The sequence below is a fragment of the Brevibacillus fortis genome (genome assembly GCF_046196545.1).
Classification (GTDB): Bacteria; Bacillota; Bacilli; order Brevibacillales; family Brevibacillaceae; genus Brevibacillus; species Brevibacillus fortis_A.
In genome coordinates this window covers 1247342-1267346 of sequence record NZ_CP176370.1, presented here as the reverse complement: position 1 = coordinate 1267346, position 20005 = coordinate 1247342, and the positions used below count along the sequence as shown (strand labels likewise).

At 44.2% G+C, this 20005-nt stretch carries 29 protein-coding genes; 4 read left to right on the top strand and 25 right to left on the bottom strand.

The annotated features are described in order from the left end of the window. Window positions 1–19: 19 nt before the first annotated feature. From ACKKE8_RS06810 to ACKKE8_RS06750, 13 genes are all read right to left on the bottom strand, one after another. Window positions 20–847, bottom strand: a complete 828-nt coding sequence (locus tag ACKKE8_RS06810) for a phage minor head protein (protein WP_409177489.1) — start codon at window positions 845–847, stop codon at window positions 20–22. Beyond that, complete coding sequence (locus ACKKE8_RS06805) at window positions 840–2270, bottom strand: phage portal protein (RefSeq protein ID WP_409177488.1); 1431 nt, start codon at window positions 2268–2270, stop codon at window positions 840–842. The genes ACKKE8_RS06810 and ACKKE8_RS06805 overlap by 8 nt, the downstream gene beginning before the upstream one ends. Then, entirely contained in the window at window positions 2270–3592 is a 1323-nt protein-coding gene (locus ACKKE8_RS06800; protein ID WP_409177487.1) for a PBSX family phage terminase large subunit, read from the bottom strand. Before ACKKE8_RS06800 ends, ACKKE8_RS06805 begins: the two co-directional genes overlap by 1 nt. After that, entirely contained in the window at window positions 3589–4233 is a 645-nt protein-coding gene (locus ACKKE8_RS06795; RefSeq protein ID WP_409177486.1) for a hypothetical protein, read from the bottom strand. Before ACKKE8_RS06795 ends, ACKKE8_RS06800 begins: the two co-directional genes overlap by 4 nt. Window positions 4234–4290: 57 nt before the next feature. Further along, window positions 4291–5025 (bottom strand): DUF4145 domain-containing protein, encoded by a 735-nt coding sequence (locus tag ACKKE8_RS06790; protein ID WP_409177485.1) that lies wholly within the window; start codon window positions 5023–5025, stop codon window positions 4291–4293. 57 nt (window positions 5026–5082) lie between these two features. Continuing rightward, complete coding sequence (locus tag ACKKE8_RS06785; RefSeq protein WP_409177484.1) at window positions 5083–5316, bottom strand: hypothetical protein; 234 nt, start codon at window positions 5314–5316, stop codon at window positions 5083–5085. A gap of 128 nt (window positions 5317–5444) precedes the next feature. Then, complete coding sequence (locus tag ACKKE8_RS06780; protein ID WP_409177483.1) at window positions 5445–6053, bottom strand: protein Mom; 609 nt, start codon at window positions 6051–6053, stop codon at window positions 5445–5447. Continuing rightward, entirely contained in the window at window positions 6050–6505 is a 456-nt protein-coding gene (locus tag ACKKE8_RS06775; protein ID WP_409177482.1) for a ParB N-terminal domain-containing protein, read from the bottom strand. Before ACKKE8_RS06775 ends, ACKKE8_RS06780 begins: the two co-directional genes overlap by 4 nt. A 275-nt stretch (window positions 6506–6780) precedes the next feature. Further along, window positions 6781–7275 carry a hypothetical protein gene (locus tag ACKKE8_RS06770; RefSeq protein ID WP_409177481.1) on the bottom strand — a complete coding sequence of 165 codons (495 nt, stop codon included), beginning with the start codon at window positions 7273–7275 and terminating at the stop codon, window positions 6781–6783. Between the two features lie 108 nt (window positions 7276–7383). Further along, window positions 7384–7650 carry a hypothetical protein gene (locus tag ACKKE8_RS06765; protein ID WP_409177480.1) on the bottom strand — a complete coding sequence of 89 codons (267 nt, stop codon included), beginning with the start codon at window positions 7648–7650 and terminating at the stop codon, window positions 7384–7386. A gap of 216 nt (window positions 7651–7866) precedes the next feature. Next, on the bottom strand, window positions 7867–7947 hold the full coding sequence (locus ACKKE8_RS06760; RefSeq protein WP_409179077.1) for an IS3 family transposase: 81 nt from the start codon (window positions 7945–7947) through the stop codon (window positions 7867–7869). Between the two features lie 599 nt (window positions 7948–8546). Then, entirely contained in the window at window positions 8547–8933 is a 387-nt protein-coding gene (locus ACKKE8_RS06755) for an ArpU family phage packaging/lysis transcriptional regulator (RefSeq protein WP_409177479.1), read from the bottom strand. 121 nt (window positions 8934–9054) lie between these two features. Then, the gene (locus ACKKE8_RS06750; RefSeq protein ID WP_409177478.1) at window positions 9055–9777 is read right to left on the bottom strand and encodes a glycosyltransferase; all 723 of its coding nucleotides are present in this window, start codon (window positions 9775–9777) and stop codon (window positions 9055–9057) included. Between the two features lie 259 nt (window positions 9778–10036). Between ACKKE8_RS06750 and ACKKE8_RS06745 the strand changes: the two genes are divergently transcribed. Then, the gene (locus ACKKE8_RS06745; RefSeq protein WP_409177477.1) at window positions 10037–10396 is read left to right on the top strand and encodes a hypothetical protein; all 360 of its coding nucleotides are present in this window, start codon (window positions 10037–10039) and stop codon (window positions 10394–10396) included. Between the two features lie 259 nt (window positions 10397–10655). Continuing rightward, entirely contained in the window at window positions 10656–10919 is a 264-nt protein-coding gene (locus ACKKE8_RS06740) for a hypothetical protein (RefSeq protein ID WP_409177476.1), read from the top strand. Between the two features lie 65 nt (window positions 10920–10984). Here ACKKE8_RS06740 and ACKKE8_RS06735 read toward each other — a convergent pair whose 3' ends face one another. Next, window positions 10985–11209, bottom strand: a complete 225-nt coding sequence (locus tag ACKKE8_RS06735; RefSeq protein WP_409177475.1) for a hypothetical protein — start codon at window positions 11207–11209, stop codon at window positions 10985–10987. Window positions 11210–11677: 468 nt separating this feature from the next. On the opposite strand from ACKKE8_RS06735, the gene ACKKE8_RS06730 reads away from it, so the two are divergent. Continuing rightward, window positions 11678–12223: an ElyC/SanA/YdcF family protein gene (locus ACKKE8_RS06730; protein ID WP_409177474.1), complete on the top strand. Its 546-nt coding sequence runs from the start codon at window positions 11678–11680 to the stop codon at window positions 12221–12223. Window positions 12224–12254: 31 nt separating this feature from the next. On the opposite strand, the gene ACKKE8_RS06725 is transcribed toward ACKKE8_RS06730, so the two are convergent. The 3 genes from ACKKE8_RS06725 to ACKKE8_RS06715 all read right to left on the bottom strand — a co-directional run bounded on the left by ACKKE8_RS06725 (window position 12255) and on the right by ACKKE8_RS06715 (window position 13537). Further along, window positions 12255–12419 (bottom strand): hypothetical protein, encoded by a 165-nt coding sequence (locus ACKKE8_RS06725; RefSeq protein WP_409177473.1) that lies wholly within the window; start codon window positions 12417–12419, stop codon window positions 12255–12257. Window positions 12420–12449: 30 nt separating this feature from the next. Beyond that, the gene (locus tag ACKKE8_RS06720; protein ID WP_409177472.1) at window positions 12450–12629 is read right to left on the bottom strand and encodes a hypothetical protein; all 180 of its coding nucleotides are present in this window, start codon (window positions 12627–12629) and stop codon (window positions 12450–12452) included. 269 nt (window positions 12630–12898) lie between these two features. Further along, window positions 12899–13537, bottom strand: a complete 639-nt coding sequence (locus ACKKE8_RS06715) for a hypothetical protein (protein ID WP_409177471.1) — start codon at window positions 13535–13537, stop codon at window positions 12899–12901. Window positions 13538–13605: 68 nt separating this feature from the next. Between ACKKE8_RS06715 and ACKKE8_RS06710 the strand changes: the two genes are divergently transcribed. Next, window positions 13606–13824 (top strand): hypothetical protein, encoded by a 219-nt coding sequence (locus ACKKE8_RS06710; RefSeq protein ID WP_409177470.1) that lies wholly within the window; start codon window positions 13606–13608, stop codon window positions 13822–13824. 2 nt (window positions 13825–13826) lie between these two features. Here the strand turns inward: ACKKE8_RS06710 and ACKKE8_RS06705 are convergent, their stop codons facing one another. The 8 genes from ACKKE8_RS06705 to ACKKE8_RS06670 form a co-directional block, all read right to left on the bottom strand. Next, window positions 13827–13982 carry a hypothetical protein gene (locus ACKKE8_RS06705; RefSeq protein WP_409177469.1) on the bottom strand — a complete coding sequence of 52 codons (156 nt, stop codon included), beginning with the start codon at window positions 13980–13982 and terminating at the stop codon, window positions 13827–13829. A 33-nt stretch (window positions 13983–14015) separates the two neighbouring features. Continuing rightward, window positions 14016–14768 carry a hypothetical protein gene (locus ACKKE8_RS06700; RefSeq protein WP_409177468.1) on the bottom strand — a complete coding sequence of 251 codons (753 nt, stop codon included), beginning with the start codon at window positions 14766–14768 and terminating at the stop codon, window positions 14016–14018. A 20-nt stretch (window positions 14769–14788) separates the two neighbouring features. Further along, window positions 14789–15244, bottom strand: a complete 456-nt coding sequence (locus ACKKE8_RS06695; RefSeq protein WP_409177467.1) for a DUF1064 domain-containing protein — start codon at window positions 15242–15244, stop codon at window positions 14789–14791. 1 nt (window position 15245) lies between these two features. Then, on the bottom strand, window positions 15246–15410 hold the full coding sequence (locus ACKKE8_RS06690; RefSeq protein WP_409177466.1) for a DUF6906 family protein: 165 nt from the start codon (window positions 15408–15410) through the stop codon (window positions 15246–15248). A gap of 18 nt (window positions 15411–15428) precedes the next feature. Further along, entirely contained in the window at window positions 15429–16817 is a 1389-nt protein-coding gene (locus tag ACKKE8_RS06685; RefSeq protein WP_144612359.1) for a replicative DNA helicase, read from the bottom strand. Next, window positions 16814–17812, bottom strand: coding sequence for a hypothetical protein (locus ACKKE8_RS06680; RefSeq protein WP_409177465.1), 999 nt, complete (start codon window positions 17810–17812; stop codon window positions 16814–16816). The genes ACKKE8_RS06685 and ACKKE8_RS06680 overlap by 4 nt, the downstream gene beginning before the upstream one ends. 203 nt (window positions 17813–18015) lie before the next feature. Continuing rightward, window positions 18016–18906 (bottom strand): recombination protein RecT, encoded by an 891-nt coding sequence (gene recT / locus ACKKE8_RS06675; protein WP_409177464.1) that lies wholly within the window; start codon window positions 18904–18906, stop codon window positions 18016–18018. A gap of 12 nt (window positions 18907–18918) precedes the next feature. Further along, on the bottom strand, window positions 18919–19818 hold the full coding sequence (locus ACKKE8_RS06670; RefSeq protein ID WP_409177463.1) for a YqaJ viral recombinase family protein: 900 nt from the start codon (window positions 19816–19818) through the stop codon (window positions 18919–18921). Window positions 19819–20005 lie beyond the last annotated feature (187 nt).

Sequence of the window (20005 nt, the reverse complement as noted above, 5' to 3'; positions counted from 1 at the left end):
TCTATTCACCTCCTTTCAATCAAAAAACAGCCTGCATCGTGCATCTGCATTTCACGATTTGTTTTGCACTTCCATCCGGGTCTCCTGGATGCATGAGTTTTTCACCTCCTACTTTGAATGGCTTGTTGATATCGACTGTCTGACCGTTTGCCTCTTTATGGTCCTTACGAGTGCGTTTGTTATTAGCTGCACGCCACCGTTTTTTCTTTACAAGCCCCGACTGCTTCCAGCCTTCCAGTTTGCCACCATTTGCGGCAGCCGTGGATATGGTTCTCGCAACAGTAACAGCGCGGTTCATGTTGAATGGTCCCTCTTCGCCTAAGGCAGCCTGTCTGCTGACCTCTTTGACCAATACAGCTCTTTCAGCAGGAGTCTCTCCCTTTTCAATCGCTTGCTTAAACGACCGAATCATGCGGTCAGCAGACGTGTCATTCATTGCGGGCACCATTTTTTTCAGTTTCTCGGCATATTGGGCTGCTGCTTTGTTTTCCTGCTCCCATACTGCCTCAGTGTTGATTCCTACGGCTTCAGACTCTCCGGCCAGATTGAACAACGGCATGAAAGCATCATAGACAGCCTGCTCAAACTTTTCTTGGAAGTAGTCGCCAGTCTGGACAAGCACAATCACTTTCCATAGCTCGTCAGCATTTGTAGCCAGTTCGTCGCTAAGCTCTTGAATAGCATCATCCAGCGCCTTACCCTGCAACTCAAGGAGGTCAGCAATTGACTCCTCACCTTCCTTGTACAGCTTCTCAAGCAATGCGCGTTCGGCGTGGGTAAGGTCAAGGCTATCAAGAAAGTCATCGTCATCTGCCTTGGCAATCAAGTATAGGCACTGGTCACACATGCTGGCGTTCCCTCGTTTCACGAAGCAGACGCTTTGCTATGGTCGCCATTTGCTCTTGCGGATCAGATGTACCAAGTGGTTCTTGGGAGAATGTGCTGCCCAAGCTAGCAATCGGCGAATCGAGGTACTCCTCGGTATACTTCGACTCGTCAAGGGTGGTTCCCAATACTTCCTCGGCAATTGGGATGAGATGGCGCACCAGCATAATTCCTCTATCAGCCAGAAAATCCAACAGTGCCTTCCACTCTTCTGGATCGCTGATTTTTGGACTGTTCAGTATCACCTTCACCCTATATACCTCAATTGCAGGGAACAATCGCTTATTGAAAATCTCATCCATAATCCACTTGCGATATGGCTTGAAGACTTGCTCTTCTGCTGTTCTCCGGGCATTGTCACTTGTCGCTCTGTTATAGTCTTCTGATTCACCTGTGAGAATTGGCGGCAACCGAAACGACGACCGCGTTTCTTTTCGTTTTTCCCGGTTGTACTCGATAAAAAGAGCGTCCTGTTGCAGCAGGTCATTCAGCTTGTCCAGCTTAATGGTGGTTTTTTCTTTCTCATCGCCAAGAAGCCCTTTGTCATACCCTTGCACTTCTAGGTAAAGAATTCCACCCCGTGACTTCTTTCCTCTTGCTCCTTTTAGGGATTCGATAGATTGCGGAGCTAACTCACCGTTTGTGACAGTCAAGATCATGTCGAGCATTCGACCGTTATCGAAGTATTCGAAGTTGAGTTCCTCAGCTTTTCTTGAACCAACAATGCCCGGTGAATTTCCTGACCAACGTGGTTCGCCGTAAGTCCCGTTTCCTAGTTGCAAATGAATGACTTCATTCTCTTCACCGGGCGCCCCGAATTCACGGAACCACGTTATGTTAGTCCCTCTCTTCTGCGCGTATCTACGCACCCATTTGGACTGCGTGAACTCTTCCACCTTTCCCTGCACCAAACGCCGATACTTCATATCTACCCTTTTGAGTGGTGCTGTGCAGCGCATGTATTCAGGCGGTATGCGGTAAATGGCAGGAAGCCCGCCACCCCAGGCAACCTCAACATAAGCATTGCCACAGTGCTCAAGGTCTTCCACTAACTGGCTCAGCAGTTGCTCAGTCGATTCTTCCAGATTGGCTGTCTGCATGAATCGATCAGCAATATCCCACTCTGCCTTTGCTGTCTTGTCACTTTGGCCGGGGTGGTATGCAAGTGCATAGCCATAACCAACCACGTTGGTTTTATACGCCTCTAAACATTGAGGAATAATGTTGCTCTGCTTCACAACCTGAACACAAGCTACAGGGTCAATGGTAGGGCGTATAAGCTTGTGTTCATCGTAATCCTGCTCGAATTGATCAATTACAAGCTGTTTGCTTTCCCCCTCCCCCTCAGCCTTCCCAATGGGATACCAGCCTGTTGCCTCTGACATTAGAGCCATCCTCCTTTTCCTTTTCGACGTCTTTCTTCGCGAACAGCCACTTTACGCAACAGATACCAAATTGTAAATAAAGCATATCTCAGAGCGTCCAAGGCGTGGTCATTCTCCTTGATAACCTCGTCCTCTCCCCTTGCCTGTGCCTTTGGGTCCCAGAGGTAGGAGAAAAATTCCCGAATCAGATTGACACAAGACCGATGCACAAAAAGACGGCCTTCATGCCCGCCAAGAAGTTGCTGGACCAATTGAATGCCGTCTATTCTGTCGTTGTTCGCGCCTTTAATGTTCGCGAAGCCACGTTTTTTCAGTTCGATAATAAGCGCAGCTGCTGATGGATCAAGGAAAATATACTGTGGCTTGTCATCCCCAAGGAACTGAATAAATTCATCTACATACTGAGCTACTGTTTTTTGCCTTGCTTGTGCCTCTTCCTCACTCTGCCCCTTCTTCTGACCCGCGCCATAATAATACTCCCGGATGACAAAAAAATCGGTTCCTTTTTGTCCGATTAACAAAAATGTCGTCGGGTTGTTCATACCATAGTCGCCGCCAACGATGAGACGATCGAATGATTCTGGTAACTCGTCGATGACGTGGACATCTTCTGAGAACATGTCATACACAATGCCTTCTGCCATAACCCACAGGCCAAGTATGAACCGTTTAAAAAAAACACCACTGAACATACGTTTGAAGCGTTCTTTTATTTTCTGAGACAGCGTCAAATTGTCGTCCATGGTAAAGTGCAGTCGTAAAATCCGCTTCTCTTTGGCTTGATCGATGTACTCCAGCTTGAACCAGTGATATGGACCAGCAGGGTTGCAGTTCATGAAGATTTTTGAACCTTCAACAGAGCAACGCCCCACCATCTGATCGACAAAAGACTTGGGGAACAATGCGACCTCGTCCGCATATGCACCGGCTGCTGTCAGCCCCTGTAGAACGTCCTGGCTGGACTCGTTATTTGCCCCGAAACAGTAATACACATTGGAGCCAATGGAAATGTAATGCTCCGACCTGTGATAAAAATACGGAATGCCCTTTGCATTCAGGATTTGGAACATCGGTTGGAGAACGTTCCGCTTGAGTGCCCCCATTGACTTTCCTGCGATGATGAAGGTTTGATTCTGAAACGCTGCAAGGGACCACATGAGGAAGCTGTCGATCATGGAAATTGTCTTCCCCGAACGAATCGAGCCGTCCGCGATAATCATGTCATAGTCTTGATATGGACTTTTTTCCGTCCACCAGGTTAACAGTTTCTTTTGCTTGAGGGAAAAAGGCTTGAACTGAAATTTTGCTCCGCCCTTTCTCATTCCTCATCTCCCCAAGCTTCCTCAGCAACTGTCCCTAACGCCTCTAGGTACTGCTGAATGTTGACTGTTTCAGGGTTGATTCCACTCATTAGCTTGTGTTTCATCTCGACAGCCCGGAGTTTCTTGTCTGTCACCCTCGTGAGAGCTTCCTGCAGATGAAGAATGTCATCGATTGCCCTGTACTCCGTTTCTTCTATTTCGGTGGTAACCAATTCATCTCGGGACAAGACTACTGTTTTTGTTTGTCCAGATTTGTCATCATGAACCTGTACTGGTTCCTTTGTGGTGAGCCTTTCTTGCAACACTCTCCGCTGTTTTTCAGTCAAGCCACTCTCGATTCTAGCAATTTTCAACATGATCTCTCGTTCACGCCAAGCATATAGCTTAATTGATTGGTTCACTTGCTCCAACGGCTCCAAATTGACCCTATCCAAAACTTCCTGTTGCTCGGGAGTCAGAGCATCCATCCAGATTGTTTGATGTTCTCCCGTTTTGACTGCGTTGGTATTGCGCATTGGGGCACCACCGCCAGCACCGTGGAAACGGCAAACATCCCAGCCAGGCTTTGCCCAATTTTTGCATTGCTCGTCGCGCTGCTTACTCCTTGCCTTGCATCTTTTCTTCTCAGGATTCCTCGCCATCTACATGACCACCACCTCACCACTTCATGGGGTTGTTTTCAAAAAAAGAAGACGCATTTATGCGTCCTCTCTTTTTATTTCGTTTGCTGTAGCTTGTACTGTTGCACTACCATGTAGAGAAGCTGTTCCTTCTATCGTTTTTCTCAGCTTATCTTGGATTTCACCTAATTTATCTGGTAAAACATATACGTAATCTAGGATTACATGGGTGAACTTAACCATGGAGTCCACTAACTCTGAAGAAAACTCTCTTTCATCACCATGTGCGGCTTCATTTCCTAATTTTCGTAGGACCGTGGTCATCTCATTTAGAATTGGAGGCAGCACACCATTATCAGATAAATCCTTAAGTTTCTCATAGAGGCTATCCCCATTTGCCTGTTTATCCTTACACATAATTTCCAATGTCCTACGTATTCCTATGGCGCACAGTGTTCCTTCTGTATTTTTTATTCGTAGAGCGGCTTCAAATGACTTTTTTACATTTTCAGGGATACCACTTTTGTCAAAAGTAACGGGAGGATATACTATTTGTTCATCACGTATCATACTCCCGCTTTGAGAATCACGATGATCTGTATTTTTCTGTGTTTTTAATAATGTCTCACTCTCGCATACAGGGCAAAGAAATAAATCCCATTCCGTAAAAAATTTTACCTGGTATGGTTTCACATTGAACCCCAGAAAGTTCTCAAGCCATTCCTTTTGGTGATGTGCGATCCGATTCATTTGTGTTTTATTTCCGCAATGATAGCAGACCAAGACATGAGTTTTTGGTTCTTGTTGGTCCATATATACTCACACCCTCTCTGCAATACACTTCGGTAAAAGTCCGTTAAACCCTACTTATTAAAGGTCATTTTTCTGCAAATCAATGTCCAACTCTATCAACTTCTTCAAATCATCCACCGTCTTAATCTCAATGTGGCCTGATTGGAAGTCCTTAACCCACTTTGCAATGGCTGCTTTCACGACTTTCCTGTATTGATCCTTCGATTCCATGATGCCTTCCATCACTTCGACTTGATATTGCAAAAGAAGGTCAATAGATTCAGGAGATGACTGTTCTGTTGTTGTTTTCATTGTGACACCCTCGGCTTTCCTGTAAAATGGAAAACGAGATAGCGAGTGAAGACAACTGCGGCCGCAGGTATCGCTATCTCAGCCGGGGGTGACCCGGTGGTTGGGGAGGACGTTGACGCGTCCTCCTTTTATTTTGGGTAAGGCTTATGCAAAGGCAGAAGCTTTTTTCGCATTTTCTTGTTCAACGGCATAAGGTATTTATGCTTTCCTGCTGTAGTATAACTTTCAGCATGGGAATCAATATTCTTTTTGATCCAATCCAATCGTTGGCTTCCCTTCCCATACCTCGAATGAATTGATTTCCCATGAGTCTTTTTCCCATGGATAATAAAGTAACGCTCACCTTCTGTTTTCCCTTCGTAAATCCAGTTGGTTGCTTGATAGATTCCGCCATGATGATTTTGTTCTACATCAGCATAACTTACTATCAACTGAACATTGGGCGACTGCTCTTTCAAGAATTTGATTGCCTTTGCCAATATTTCAGAAACGAATGACTTGTGATTGGTTAATGCAACCCTTGTCAATTCGCAACATTCTTTTTGAGTTAAGCCGTAAGGTGAACCAATCTTGCTGTTAGCGCCCCGGCTAAAAATCACTACACCGATAAATTTGTCGTCTTCCCAGGCCCCTATTTTCACTAGCTTTCCGGCAGGGAGAGATTTGCTGTAGTGGAAGTTTTCACAGGCGAATTTTGTGGCTTCATAAGTTGCCCAGGCCACTTTTAACTGCGTCAATTATGTTCAAACTCCTCTCCGCAGTGCGGACACTTCACCAGTTTTGAATTCAGAACTCCTAAATCCCCTTGGTCTTCCTCTGTGCCTTCTTCAAAATTTGGTATTTCTATGTCACCCAGCATTCGTTTTAAATCCACTTCATCAAATCCAGATAAATCAATGTCAACTCCTGCTTCGTGCAACTCACTGAGCAGCGTTGCCAGCGCTTCCTCATCCCAATCACCACTGATTTTGTTCAGTGCAACGTTCAAAACCTTTTCTTGGATTTCATCCAAGGACACAACAGAAACCTCTATTTCAGTAGTTCCTTGCTCTACAAGGATTTTAAAGCGTTGATGCCCGCCGACGAGATTACCTGTTTGTTCATTCCAAACCAGTGGCTCGACGTATCCAAACTCTTGAATGGATCGTTTCAGCTTCTCGTATTCGGGGTCGCCGGGTTGCAAATCCACCCGCGGATTATAGGGGCTGGGTTGATTTTAGAGACTGGTATTTTACGTATATCCATGCTGTTCAGCTCCTTCGTGGCAATAAAGTAAGAATAAAGAATATTGCCAGCCCTAAAATTGCTGTATGCCTTGATGCTGTTGGGCTGGTGCCGTGTTTTGTAGGTGTAATCAAACGACTACTATTCCAGCGGAAAAGTATATGTATTGTTTCACCGCAAAAAATGAGGTTGAAGCTTAGAGCCTTATGCTTTGGCTGCCTGTTGGCTTCTGGCGACCCCCTAGTCCAAATTTGGGTCTTCTCCTGCCTCTGTGATCTCCTGGTTGAATAGGTGCAGGAGCCACGCTTCTGCTGTCTTCCCATTGAGAGAATACAGGGGGTTGATTGCTAATGCTGACCGTCCTTCCAAGTCGGTTCGACGCATTATGTGCAGCTCAATGAATGTCTTCACGATCTTGCGTGCTGTAGGATAGGAGCAGTCTGCAATGCGGGCAAGGTCTTTGACGGTCAGTGGCGTCCCCTTTTGCCCGCGCTCATTGTCGCCTTGCAGGAGGTTAGTTCCCTCGCTGGCATAAGGAGCAATCTTCAACAAAAAGCCAGCCTCAGCGAGTGACAGCTTTCTGAGCCGTCGCTTTGCCTTTTGGCTGGCTTTGATCTTCACGAATTTTGAGCTGCGACCTACTGGACGAAAAACTTTTACAATCTCGTCCGAACGGCGCAGCACTTCCTCCGTGTAGTAAATTTCTCCTGTCACTGAGTCGACATACTGGCGCACTACATTTCACCCACCTCCAAAAAAGAAAAAACGTCACATGGACGTTTTTTCAGATTGTTGAGAACCCCAAGGAGCTTCTCCGCACATTCCGCGATATATTCTTACAGATTACTCAGCATCTTCATCAAATAGATCTGGAAGAAATAGAGCAAGCAGGAATAAGAATAGGATCAATAGAGCATCACCACGTGTGCCTGGCTCAACTTGAGGATCATTTGCAACATTTAGCAGAGCGCCAGGATTCGTCACATTCACATCAGGCAATGTTTCAGAAGCAACATTCAATACAGTATTGAATACCTCGCGTTGGTTGTCTTCATCTTCAAAAAACTTTTGAAATCTTTTTTTAGTTTTTTCAAAATCTGTTTTTGACATCGTTGTCCACCGTACTTTCATCTAAGTTTTTCGTAAGAAAGAGATAAATACTTTCTTACTGCTTGTATACTATGTTTCGGTGGACAAAAGCGTTCTATTATAAACGCCATTAACTCCATAAAAAGGGCGTTGGTACCCTAGCTATTAGGCATTAAGAAAGGCTGACGACTTTGAACTGCACCCCGTCAAGTAGACAGTACAAATAATAAAAATGGGTTAAGCGGCCTTGGTCCTGAATTCCATGGGACTGAGGCCGTCTAATTTTGCTTGTAACCGTTCACTATTGTAGAAATGAATGTAGGAAGGTTTTTCCTGTTACTTTTTGACTATTGTCCCTCACTTCCTTCGGCAGGGGAGCTCCGCCGCGAGCCAATCCTTATACCTATTGCGGTCACAGTCATTTAGGAGGCGGTGCAGCTGGTAAATCTGCACACTTGAGACAGGATCGGTGTATTCGAATATGGGATATACCGGACAAGGGGCGAGAGGCCTGAGCCGTACGTCTCGCATGATATCCCCTGTCCGGTAAATCCCAGCAGAGTAATTTGCGATTTTCCAAAGTTCCGAGAGGGGTTTCCAAAACTTGAAAACCGCTGTAATGCATACAATGAAAAATAATTGCATGGTTCCCTGCTACGCTCGTCGCAACTGGTGCGTTCAGGCTCAAAATGTCCCCCTCTCGTAAGGTCACATTCGTCATCACCCATAGATTCGCTCAGGTACGCCATTGATAAGGGATAGACGGTATCTCCCAAGAGCAGATGTCGCTTGCTCTTGACTCAAGATTACCGTCCATGACATTTCAAATCGTCCCGCCTTTTATCCCTGATTTTATCCGGGTTTTGTCCCGTATTTTGTCGGGGTTTTGTCGGGCTTTTTCACATAAAAAATGGCACTCAGATCATCCCGAGTGCCGTAGCGATTTGCATAATTGCATCTTTCTTTTTCGTGTAGTATTGGTCCTTTGTCAGGCCCATATCAAGATAAACATTGATATCTTTTACCCGTGATGTGCTGAGATACTTCTCTTCAATGATCTGACGCTCTACTTCATCCAACGAATACAGCAACGCCCTTTCAATCTGTCGTGCTTTCAACTCATTCGTGGACTCAGACTTTTGCAGCTGTGGAAACAGTTGATCAATGCCCTTCTCCTGGCGCTCCTGTTTATTTTGAACAGCAACACGAAGGGCTTTATACTCTTTCAATGCTTTGACAACAGCCTTTCTGACTTCTTTTTCATCTACTGGTTCCAGAAATGACAGTTGTTCTTGTGCGCTCATCTTTCAAATTCCCCCTCGTGGCAGCCCGTGCTATAATGTTTTTGCCGAACATATTTACGGGCTCCCTGCTGGGGGGCTATTTTTTTGAAATACTATTTTGATTCCTAATCTTGTTCATCTGCTAGATTATTTTTCGGGAAGAGAGTTTACGTAGCCGAATCGATTTCGCCAGAACCCGACTTCCCGACATTAGATATCTGTCTCCAGCGGTCCATGTATGACTCTTTTTGTTTTTTCTACGAACCGCAATGTAATTACGAGGAGCAGAAGCGTAAATTTTATAGCCTCTGGCTCGGCTGGCTCTTATAAATCTTGCATCCTCCCCTAGTGAAACGTTAGCAAAACGTACACGGTTGAATACACGTTTTCTAAATAATATGGTTCCCCCTGCAAGCGCCCCTACGAACTTATTCTGCTGTTTAGGGAAACGTAAAATTAGTAGCTTTCTTGCTTGGAGATAAGCCATATATGCCCGCTTCCCAACAATATCAGCTCCTGTACGATGAAGATCATTCATTTGCTGTTTTAAATAATATGGTGAGTAGTAATCGTCATCATCGAACTTTGCGATAAATTGGTATTTCGTTTTGCTGACCGCATAATTTAAGCATCTGCCCAAAGAGACCCTTTCTGGAACTTTGTAGATAGAAATGTTCTTATATCCCCGCACTTTTTTTCGGTATTTTTCCAAGCTCATGCTATCTTTATTAATAACAATTACCAACTCTTTTACCCGAAACAACTGGGTCTTATAATTAGCAATGATATTATTAAAAAAACGTGGTCGGTTAGTGCAAGTTATAACGGAAACTCCGCCCCGAATGCTGTTTTTATTTTTTCTCATCGCTCACTCCCCCTTTTTCGAAAGTTTGTATACTTTATGCAAACTCCTATAAGAGAGAAAGGTACAAGTTTACATGGACAAAATCACAATTTCTCATGTGTTAAAAATCCTGCAGCAACTCTGGGTTCAAATTATTCAGTCCGATCTCTAATTATTGAATTCCCCCATTTTTTCAACTCATGTAAATTAGTCCAAGCATTATTTCTTTTCCTTCATATGTTGATCCTACGAAACTTAGATTAGTGTAGAAGGTGAAAACATGAAAAAGAAAAAAAGATCATCATCCAAGATTGTGAAAAAAGGAGGCGTAAAACGGACAAAAATCATCACCCTAAGTCGGAAAAATGTACGTATAACAGAGAGTCTCGGAAATGGCTTTTGGCGCCACAGGTTTCAGCCCATCGAAATTAGACCATATTCATATGAATATATTAACTTGATACCAGCACCAGAAGGTACTAGGAGGGTTATCAGCGCTGGATGGATCATTGAACAACTTGAACCTGTATATGTGCTTGCAAATTACCCACTTGGACTAGATAGATGGTTTATGCAGATCTATAACCCCACTGGCGCTTTTAGAAGAGTATTAACTTGGGTAATAACTAAATCGCCATAAAAGGAAATTTGATGGACACGCAGCTGTTCAATTGCTTCGGTTTCGTCATAAGTCTCGATCATCTGGCTAACATTTCGACTCCTGTCTCTTTGCAGGAGCTTTTTCTTTTCGCTTGTAATCGCTTAAGAACAATATATCTGCTACTCTTCATTCCATCCTCCCCCATTATCAAATGTAATGTTTTGATAAATTAACTGCTTTCTTCACGCAGGAATTTCCTTCCCCTTGTCCTATTTAATCAGGTATAGGAGGTGATCTGATGACTGAAGTAAAGAAGATCGCTTATAAGAAATTAATTCATCAAGTTTTCCTTGACCTAAAAAACAGTGGTTCTTTTGACGAGGCTACCTTTTATAGAAATTTCCGTATAGCGCATGCATTCCATAATCTCGCAGAGTTTATCGTCATAGACTTTGTTGGCTTCAATGAAGATGAATTTTGGTCTACAGTCGACGCATTAGCCTCTCAATTTGATTTGCACCATTACAGAAGAATTTTCGATGAAGCCGTTACGGAAAGGTGAAACTCCAAGACTTCTGATGTCTTTTTATAGGAGTAATCATCTTGTTTATCAAATCGATTGCTGTGTTAAATCAACACGAAGCAATTCTCTAATTGCAATTGACTAGTTGCATCTAACTCGCCCACGTACACCTCCCTGCCTTCCTTGTCTTTGGCGAAATACTCTTTTGACTCTTCATGAAGATCAGCTATAAGCTCCTCGCCCTCAACAATCTCCCCAAGCAACTCCGAATCTTCAAGACTGTATACCTCGAAACTTTCAATGGCCCGAACCTTGATTTGTTTCTCCACATTTACCCCTCCTTTACAAATCGTGTGTTTTGATTCACTCCGCACTCCTCGAAATGTCTAGGAATATCATGTTGATTAGATTAGGAAGGAGTGAAAAGCGAATGGCGTATCCTGCTCAGGCTCCAACGTCTCCGCCGCCAAGCTTCATACCACCAAGACCAACTTACATCCCTTCGCAACCATCGACCTATCTTATCGATTGTGTGTACCAGAACACTTATGTTTGGCTCATAAATGGAGCACAGTTTTGGTATTATCCGATTAGTGTCGAGTCCCATGGGGTTACTGGATATCGATGGAATGGCTGGCAATGGGTGTTTTATGGTATTGATCCAAGGTATATCGATTCCGTTGTATGTTACCCGACTCCTACCCTTTATTAAGGTGTGGGAGTTTTTCACATAATTACCGTTGTGTTAAATGAAACCAATAAGTTAGTATCAAATGTAAAAAGATGGTGATTGTGGAATGGACTGTTTCAAAGCAATCTCGGAATTCATTTTCGCAGAACGAGAGCACATATTTTCACATCCTGACCTTGTAATTTATCATCCTGGACATTATGCAGAATTAAATGAGCAAATTATTCGCTTTTATAAACAAGAAGGCTTTTCGAAAATTACTCTATCTTCCGCCCCCAATCGATTTATGAATGGAAAGTCAGAATATGAGATGTTCAAACCCATCCTTGTAAATGGCGGCATTCCTGAAAATGACATCATTCACATTACACAAGGAAGTACCATCGACGAAATAGTAAGATACTCATTTCAAATTCCTCTTCAGCAATCAATACAGTTCAAGAATGTTCTTCTAGTCGGAAAAGCCTTTTTTATGAGACGCTTCTTATTGCTGGGTGAAAAGTATGCTCCCGAAGGTTCCGTTCTTGATGTAATGGGTCTTACTGATAATAGAGGCATTGAAAAAAATAACTGGTCGGACACTGAACATGGAAAAAATAGAGTTATCGGAGAACTGGAAAAAATCTCATTCTTGCTTAAAGGGGCTATTTAATAGTCCTTTTTACATTAACTATTTAGTAAAATCAGAAACCAGTAGGGGCGGATATTCCGTATGACTGTACCTTACGCCCCTCAATACTCTCGACTTTATACCAGTCACCTGTAGCGTCATTTTTAATAATGTCGCCAAGTGTTGGCTTGTAGCTAAGGACCATAACTCGTTTGCCTTTTACGAACATTGGGAACATCTACCTTACCTCCCTACACATTGTGTAAATTTACTTTTTCTCGTAATAACTAAAATCTTCAGCAATCCTTGACCATACCCAATCGGTATATTCTTTTTCGATCTCTTCCACAGTTGCGTCATGTTCAAATTCAAATTCTTCTTCAACGATGTCATTCGAATTTCCAGATAACCTGTGTTGAAATACAACTGTTTTCTTGTTGCTATGCATGTTTCCGTTCATCCTCCTTGTCATAATGAGCAGTTTGTAAACAAACAAATCTTGTGATACATTTTTTGTAAATACTATATATGGGTGAATATTATGAAAAAAACTACTTTACGAAAAATAGGTTCAATTTTAATTTGCTTGATTGGTCTTTACTTGATGATAACTAGCCTGGATTCCGGTCTATTCGGTATCCTTTATTTGGCAATTGGAATCTGGAGTTTTTTTGACAAAAGCGATCTTTGATTTAACTTAGTTGAGCTTGTGATAAATCACTTTTCCCCTGGAACTGGCGGATTCAAAATGTCGTTTATTGCTTGCTGGCATTCTTCCTCGGCATGGAATAACGAACTGTAATTGCAACTTATAGAATCATTTGCTTTGTAACTCGTCGGCTCAATGTAGAAAGTGCCTTCAAAACGTTTTTCATTTGCCCAAGTGTGCATCTTAATCTCGTGGATAACTCCTTGTTCAACTTTGTATTCATAGTTTGATTTTTTGGAGTATCCTTTACACTCAGGACAATTAACCTTAAATGGTTCGGTTACTTCACTCGCCCTAACTTCAATCTGACCTTTCCCAGAACAGATCTCGCAGCGTACTGACTTGTATTCTTTTCTGATAAACCAAACCTTGTCCCCGAGTTTGAAACCGCCCATTAGCTCCCGTTTTGTCTGATCTGCACCCTGTTTGAAAAAGGTTTTTTCAGCATCTTTCAGTTGTTGCTCAAGTTCACGGATTTTTTTCTGCTGATCATACTGGACTTGGACCGCCTTCTTCTCTCGCTCGATTGCAGCATGGTACCCATTGATCTTTGCCTCCAAACGCTTCTCCACTTCTTGATCAAGCATTTCGTTCAATTGGGTATTGAACTCGTAATTCTCATCCATTTCAAAGTCGTGATCATACATTTCCAACCCACCCTTTATGTTTTTTGTCCGAACCTCCTGTGCTACTATGTGGCAAAGGAGTGTTTCGTATGGAAAAGTCATTTTATTACTCAGTCGAATGGTCCGAGGTCAGCTACCTCAAGGACGCCCTAGAAGCAATGGAGATTCCGTTTGTCATTGAGCAAAACAGCGACCGCCTACAACTAGAAGAGGGGCATGTTGCCATCGTGTTTCCTGACCTTCTTGTTCGTGTATATGGCGGCGTCCACGAACTTTTTGGTAGTCATGGACGCCGATATCCTGAGTAGCCTTATTTCTTCCCGTTCCAGGGCGGCAATGCTCCGCCTGCTTTCCAATTGTTCACCTGTGGATTAACGATGGACTGCTTGATATATTCGTTTTCCTGACTTGTCGCTATAAATTTTCGTCTCCAAGGATGGTTGGGCGCTGGTTTAACGGCTGTCATATGATTCCACCTTTCTAGGTGAGAGGAGCAGCTTTACGCTGCCCCGGGTTCTTCACCGTTTTTTGCCATATGTTCAGCAACGAGTTTCTTGTATTTGGACCAAGCCGTTTGGAGTTTGGAAGAAGAGGTGCCGATGGACGATGCAATCTTAATCCACGTTTCGCCATTTTGTTTTCGTGCAAGCAATGCGGGGAAGTCATACTCCGTTTCTTCAAACGCTGGGGCTTGTCCGCTCAAGATGAATGCCACCAGTTTATCCTTGTCGATTGCGGCGACAGCATCATCTTGTTTGTTTGCCTCCTGATCGCCGTCATTCGTGTTGCCATCGGATTCTTCTTGGCTTTGCTGCTCTGGATCGGGAGTGTTGCCCTCTGAGTCTTCGGTTTGCACTATTGGAGTGCTTTCAGAGCCTTCCCCATTCTCCGAGGGTTCATCTCCTGCGTGTTCGCCGTGTTCAACGTGCTTAGACTCTTCCCCCTCATCGCCTCCGTCCTCCAAATCATCAGCATCATCTTTGCCATCCTCGTTGTTTCCACTAATGCTTGTTACCACTCCAGACTGATCTGTTGTTACGGATAAACCGCGACGTTCTCTTTCATTCTCGTCGAACTCAATAGCCATTTGTGGGTTACCAAGATTTACAGTCACTTTGTCACCGATCATATCTACCAATTTCACTAGCGAAGTTGGCTCAATGTTCCCAACCAACTCCAAGCTCAAAACCATTTTTTTATCATCCGTTGCCATTTTCTTTACCATTGCCGTAAATTGTGCTTGATTGCTCATTTTCCACACTCTCCCTTGGTTTATATAGCTTTTTTCTCTTCGCGTTTTTTCTCTTTCCACTCGTCAGTGGTGATCCAACCACCGTATTTTTGAACCTTTTTAAGCAATGTCAGTTTCAGATTCGGATATTTGTACATGAACATCTTTGCCTTGATTTTGAAGGCTTCCGTCTCTTCACCCTTGATATCAATGACCTCCAGCGATCCATTCAGGTGAAGGACTTCAAAGTCCGCTTTGTACGTTATCGCCTGAAGATTCTTGCCATTGCGTTGGCATTTTTCCTGAAGTACGTAAACGGGTTGCAGTCGCATATCTTGGATTTCCCTAGCCGCCACCTTTTCTTTTAGTACAAGGTAATACTCTGACTCAGCCTTGGAATCGAACTTGATACCATCCACAATGGTGATCTTGTTGTTATATTTGGGCAGCTTTGGTTTAGCTGTTTCTTGTTTGGCTGCTCTGGCTCTGCGCTTCATGTTATGCCCCTTTCTTGATCGTCTTTGTATTACCGGAGAAACGATGGATCAAAACAAATTCAGTTGTGGTATCACGTTCAACAAGCCAATTGGCAGGGTTTAAATTGCATGCTAGTGCTTCCAATTCTCTTATTTGCCGCCTGTTTGGGCGTTTGCCTTGCTTCATGTCTGCTCTCCTCCCGGTTTAGGAACCTGTATTCAACGATTCTTGTACCTGTCGCCCTGGAGCCATATCCCAGTCGATAAATTCCTGAAACACGCGCCTAAAGGCAAGGTTCACTGTGCCAACCGATCCGTCTCGATTCTTAGCAATGATGAGCTCAACCTTGCTAATTGGTTCTCCTGTTGCAAAATTTACGTACTCTTCGCTGTCATCCCTATGTAGAAAAGCAACCACATCAGCGTCTTGCTCGATATTTCCACTTTCCCGAAGGCTTGAAAGGTTCGGACGTTTCACTATGCCTTTTTCAATGTCCCTATTTAGCTGAGCAAGTAACACGACTGGACAATCCAACTCCTTCGCCAATTCTTTCAGTGTGCCCGTATATTCCCCGATCTCTTGGTCACGATTTACGTTGCGATTGCTTCGACGTCCGCGGGCTTTATTCCCAATCAATCCGAGATAATCGATCAGGATCATTCCCACCCTGCCGTGCTTTCGTTTCAAGGCCCGAGATTCGGCTACAATCTCGTTTAACGCTTGCCTTCCCTTGTCCTCCATCAAGATATTGGAGCGATAAAACTTGTCGCTAACTTGCGTAAACACTTGCCATTCCCCTTCGCTCATCTTGTTATGGCGAATTTTCAAGAGTGGAATTTTAGCCTCTGCTGCAAGCATTCGATTTAGAAGGTCGCCTTTACGCATTTCGAGTGAAAAGATACCTACAGGGTCACTCCCCGCTGGTAGCCCAGCAGTTCGCGCCATCTTTAAGGCGAACGCTGTTTTCCCAACCGAGGGCCGCGCGCCGATGATAATTAGCTGCCCACCACACGCTCCACTTGTTAGTAAGTCAATTTTCGGTATGCCCCACGATTTTCCGAGAATACCTCCACCTTCGAGACGGGTATTTTCAATGACGGCAATGTGATCGAGAATGAAGTCTCTTACAGATTGGAGTCCTCCCCGTTTGTTCGGGCGGATTTCAGCAACCTTTTCCTCTGCTAAGTTCAAGAGCTCATCAGCCGTTTCATAGTCACCGTTCAGGACTCTGGCTCGCATTGACTCCGCATATCGAAACACTTTCCTGATCGTAGCCGCCTCTCTCACCAGACCAGCGTGGTGGTCAACTGCTGCCGCAGATGCAACAACACTACCGAGGCCAGTCAGATAGGGAACACCGCCGATTGCGTCCAATTGTTTACCCCGACTCAACTCCGTCGTTAGTGCCACAAGGTCAATCGTTTCCCCGCGGTCCCGAAGATCAAGCAAAGCTTTATATATCTCTTGGTGTCCCACAGAGCTGAAATCATTTGGAGACAGGATCAGGTCAATTTCGTCTATCAACGTTGGGTCCATAATAATGCTGCCGAGCGTCGCTTTTTCAGCAGGCAGGTTTTGTAGACGGTCAATCATGTGCTATCTCCTTTCCCAAAAAGCATTTCTTGAAAGGCCAAGTCGTTCGCAGCCCTTTTTTCAAACCCTGCATGCGCTTTGTCTTGCACTTGTTGTGCCGGGGCGCTTGACTGTGTTTGTTCAGAACGTTGCGAGTACATCGGCACGACTTTCCTTCGCATTTGACCTTCTAGCTGGTCATATTGTTTGCGTAGGGTACCTGCCGACAGGATATTGGTTTGCCAGAAAGGGTCGTCTGTAGCCCATTGGATCACGAGCTGAATATCATATTTGCTACGCTTGTCTAACGTGATCATCTTCCGCATATCATCAGCCCATGCCGCAAGAGCAGTCGGCTTCTCCTCCGGGACATTCGCATTCGGTTTCCAGCGAAGAATACGGCCTCGTAGGTACTTCGCCAAAATATAGGCATCCGTAGATTCGTCATAAACGCGCTTCGTGCGTTTGGGACAAGAATCTTTTTTATGTTTTACATGCTGTTCTTTAATGCTGTTCTTATATACTTCGGGAATCTCTTCGGGATTGTCTTCCGAAGCTCTTCGGGAATCCTGCCCATCAGAAGCCCCTTCATCCCTTGATACATTAAGGTTTTCAGCATCCTCCCTCTTCGGGAATTCAGGTGGAAACTCTTCGGGATTCTCTTCGGGAAAATTTGACCATTTTTGACGGCTATAGCTACCGAGATTTTGAAATTCATCATAGTGGTTGACGGTAATCAGCAATCCGTTTTTGGTGTTCCCTCGGTAGAGCTGCCACTGGATCAATCCCATAGTCTTTAGTTGATTAAGCGAGTATTTGATTTGATCCTCGGACCAGTTTGTCTCTTTCGCGTAGTCCTTCATGATGAATACAACTTGTCCACGTTTACACTTTTCGTTGTCCTTGAAATTTGCTTCGCTCATAATCTCTTGGAAGATCCATTTGTCCCTTTTGCACCGAAAGGTTAAACGGGGAAGGACGTAAAACCCCGTTGTCCCGTATTCTGCTATGCCCATCCCCTGCCCCCTCTCATGACACTCTGCGATGACTTACAATCTCCAGAAAGGATAAGGGCACTTCCCACATGTGGAGTTTTCGTCTGCCCTTCCCTTTCAATAACGCCCATTCCTCACCATCGCGCCGAAAGGTTTTTGAGACCTTCCAGCGCATAAACCGCAGATCATATTCTTGACCTTTCATCTGGCGTCATCCCACCGATCTAACCTTGGGAAAATAAGTCTGCTTGATTTTCTTTGTTTGACTCTGATTCCGACTGATGATTATCTGCATTCGTTTGCTCAGGCACATCCTCGACGGCATAAGCTTCTGCGTCTATCCATGGAACGGTAGACATATCACCTGCAATCTCATGCTTTACAGTCCCTTCCTGCTCAACCACGCGGGCATCATCTACAGAAATAGGCAGGTACTTCCAAGCTCTACGGATAACCGTTTTCTTTGCCATTTCCTCATAGTGGTCTTTCCATGGGCCTGTCGCCTGTTTTTTACTGTTGTCATACGACTTTGAGGACATCATGACAGTATCGATTTCCGCCTTGCTCATCACTTCGATGTAATGACCTGCACCAGTGAAATGAGCGATCATGTAAACTAATTTCATCTGACCTCTTTCGCCATTTACGCAAGGTTTATGAATCAGTTTTTCTTCTAGGCCATATTCAAACTGAAAATCATCGTTCTCATAAACGACTCGAGCTGCAATAGATTGGATGTTGCCACTGCGCCGTGCCAGCTCAATCATGCCCTTGTATGAAATAATGAAGGTGGCCTCGAAAGATTTTAATTTGTTTGACCAAAAAGGGACTAAGTAGCAATGTCCTAATACTTCTGGCTCAAGACCAAGCTGAGCTGACTGCATCAAAGCAGACATCAACGATGGAGCACTGCATTTCATGAGCGTAGGATTTGTTCTAATGCAGAATGTTGCGATCCGTAGGAACTTGTTTACATCCATGTTGTTCCCAGCAGCTTGAGCAAATTGGTCCTTTCTGGACTCGATCAAATCAAAAATGGTCGTCTCTTTTTTCTCAGGAGATGTGTCCCCTGTACGCTGGGCAAGCTTTCCAGCCATATCTTGTGGGTTACCCATCCATTCGACCTCCTATGATGATTTTGGTAGGTAAAGCCGTGTATGTGCCTTTTTTACAAAGTTCATTTGTTTCTCAGCGATCACTGACCGTGTAACTTTCCTGTCACCAATCCAACCAATGGCGTAATCTTTCATGGCATACATGATTTTGTTCTGAGCTTCGGTTTTCTGGAATTCATATTCCTTGATCCTTGCTGCTGCTTCGTGATACTGCTCAAGCCATTCCATCGCCTCGTTGGGGAGGATGATTTCTTGTCCGTTAGACTCTGGATAAAGTTGCTTGATCATCTCTGCTGTTGTCTCAGCGCCGTCCATCGCCGGGGCAATATCCTCTTCAACCAGTCGCCAAAAATCAGATTCGATTTTGATTAGATGGGAAATTACCTCGTCATTCCGATCAACACGCTTGTGACGGAAATCATTGCCGCCGATCAGAACAGCGATGTATGCGAACTGTAGGCCAGTCACTGCGAGGTAATGCTGAACCTGCAAGTAATAATGATCGGGAATCTTTTCGTCATCCCATTCAGAAGCAAAGTATTTATCAGCAGTCTTACATTCGAGGACTCCTTGCTTCCCGTCTTCGTAGATCAACCTATCGAGGTTAGCCAGCATGAACGGATACTCTCGATGTTGGAGCATTTCATGAATTGGCTCGATTTTTAAGCCAGTCCGTTCAGCAAATTCGTCAGCGACAACTGGTTCCAACTTTCGCCCAAACCGAGCTGCTTGTGATTCTTCTTGTGAAGGCTCAACCTTGCCAGTCTTTTCGAGCCAAACGGAAATTGGAGAACGATACTTGCTAAAACCAGCGACAGAGCCAGCGTCTGATCCGCCAATACCTTTCTTTCTCAACTGGAGCCATTCTTTATATGGCATGTTTTCCGTGGAGACCAGTTTCAAAGCTCCCACAGAACCACTCCCTCTTGTGTTAAATCACTTGATAAGCAACGATTAACTTTATTCCCAATCGTGCTTTAAGTTCGAAGACTCAGCCTTGTAGCGCTGGGTCTTTTTGTTTTTATCGAGCAGATACTTACGACGAATTTTTGGAGGTTTTTCCATATTCTTGTCGAATGCTGTTAAGTGTCTAAAATTA

Coding starts and splice junctions, on each gene's coding strand:
- ACKKE8_RS06810 (WP_409177489.1), bottom strand. CDS start 847: ATGTGTGACCAGTGCCTATACTTGATTGCCAAGGCAGATGACGATGAC.
- ACKKE8_RS06805 (WP_409177488.1), bottom strand. CDS start 2,270: ATGTCAGAGGCAACAGGCTGGTATCCCATTGGGAAGGCTGAGGGGGAG.
- ACKKE8_RS06800 (WP_409177487.1), bottom strand. CDS start 3,592: ATGAGAAAGGGCGGAGCAAAATTTCAGTTCAAGCCTTTTTCCCTCAAG.
- ACKKE8_RS06795 (WP_409177486.1), bottom strand. CDS start 4,233: ATGGCGAGGAATCCTGAGAAGAAAAGATGCAAGGCAAGGAGTAAGCAG.
- ACKKE8_RS06790 (WP_409177485.1), bottom strand. CDS start 5,025: ATGGACCAACAAGAACCAAAAACTCATGTCTTGGTCTGCTATCATTGC.
- ACKKE8_RS06785 (WP_409177484.1), bottom strand. CDS start 5,316: ATGAAAACAACAACAGAACAGTCATCTCCTGAATCTATTGACCTTCTT.
- ACKKE8_RS06765 (WP_409177480.1), bottom strand. CDS start 7,650: ATGTCAAAAACAGATTTTGAAAAAACTAAAAAAAGATTTCAAAAGTTT.
- ACKKE8_RS06755 (WP_409177479.1), bottom strand. CDS start 8,933: ATGAGCGCACAAGAACAACTGTCATTTCTGGAACCAGTAGATGAAAAA.
- ACKKE8_RS06750 (WP_409177478.1), bottom strand. CDS start 9,777: ATGAGAAAAAATAAAAACAGCATTCGGGGCGGAGTTTCCGTTATAACT.
- ACKKE8_RS06745 (WP_409177477.1), top strand. CDS start 10,037: ATGAAAAAGAAAAAAAGATCATCATCCAAGATTGTGAAAAAAGGAGGC.
- ACKKE8_RS06740 (WP_409177476.1), top strand. CDS start 10,656: ATGACTGAAGTAAAGAAGATCGCTTATAAGAAATTAATTCATCAAGTT.
- ACKKE8_RS06730 (WP_409177474.1), top strand. CDS start 11,678: ATGGACTGTTTCAAAGCAATCTCGGAATTCATTTTCGCAGAACGAGAG.
- ACKKE8_RS06725 (WP_409177473.1), bottom strand. CDS start 12,419: ATGTTCCCAATGTTCGTAAAAGGCAAACGAGTTATGGTCCTTAGCTAC.
- ACKKE8_RS06720 (WP_409177472.1), bottom strand. CDS start 12,629: ATGCATAGCAACAAGAAAACAGTTGTATTTCAACACAGGTTATCTGGA.
- ACKKE8_RS06715 (WP_409177471.1), bottom strand. CDS start 13,537: ATGTATGATCACGACTTTGAAATGGATGAGAATTACGAGTTCAATACC.
- ACKKE8_RS06710 (WP_409177470.1), top strand. CDS start 13,606: ATGGAAAAGTCATTTTATTACTCAGTCGAATGGTCCGAGGTCAGCTAC.
- ACKKE8_RS06705 (WP_409177469.1), bottom strand. CDS start 13,982: ATGACAGCCGTTAAACCAGCGCCCAACCATCCTTGGAGACGAAAATTT.
- ACKKE8_RS06700 (WP_409177468.1), bottom strand. CDS start 14,768: ATGAGCAATCAAGCACAATTTACGGCAATGGTAAAGAAAATGGCAACG.
- ACKKE8_RS06695 (WP_409177467.1), bottom strand. CDS start 15,244: ATGAAGCGCAGAGCCAGAGCAGCCAAACAAGAAACAGCTAAACCAAAG.
- ACKKE8_RS06690 (WP_409177466.1), bottom strand. CDS start 15,410: ATGAAGCAAGGCAAACGCCCAAACAGGCGGCAAATAAGAGAATTGGAA.
- ACKKE8_RS06685 (WP_144612359.1), bottom strand. CDS start 16,817: ATGATTGACCGTCTACAAAACCTGCCTGCTGAAAAAGCGACGCTCGGC.
- ACKKE8_RS06680 (WP_409177465.1), bottom strand. CDS start 17,812: ATGGGCATAGCAGAATACGGGACAACGGGGTTTTACGTCCTTCCCCGT.
- recT (WP_409177464.1), bottom strand. CDS start 18,906: ATGGGTAACCCACAAGATATGGCTGGAAAGCTTGCCCAGCGTACAGGG.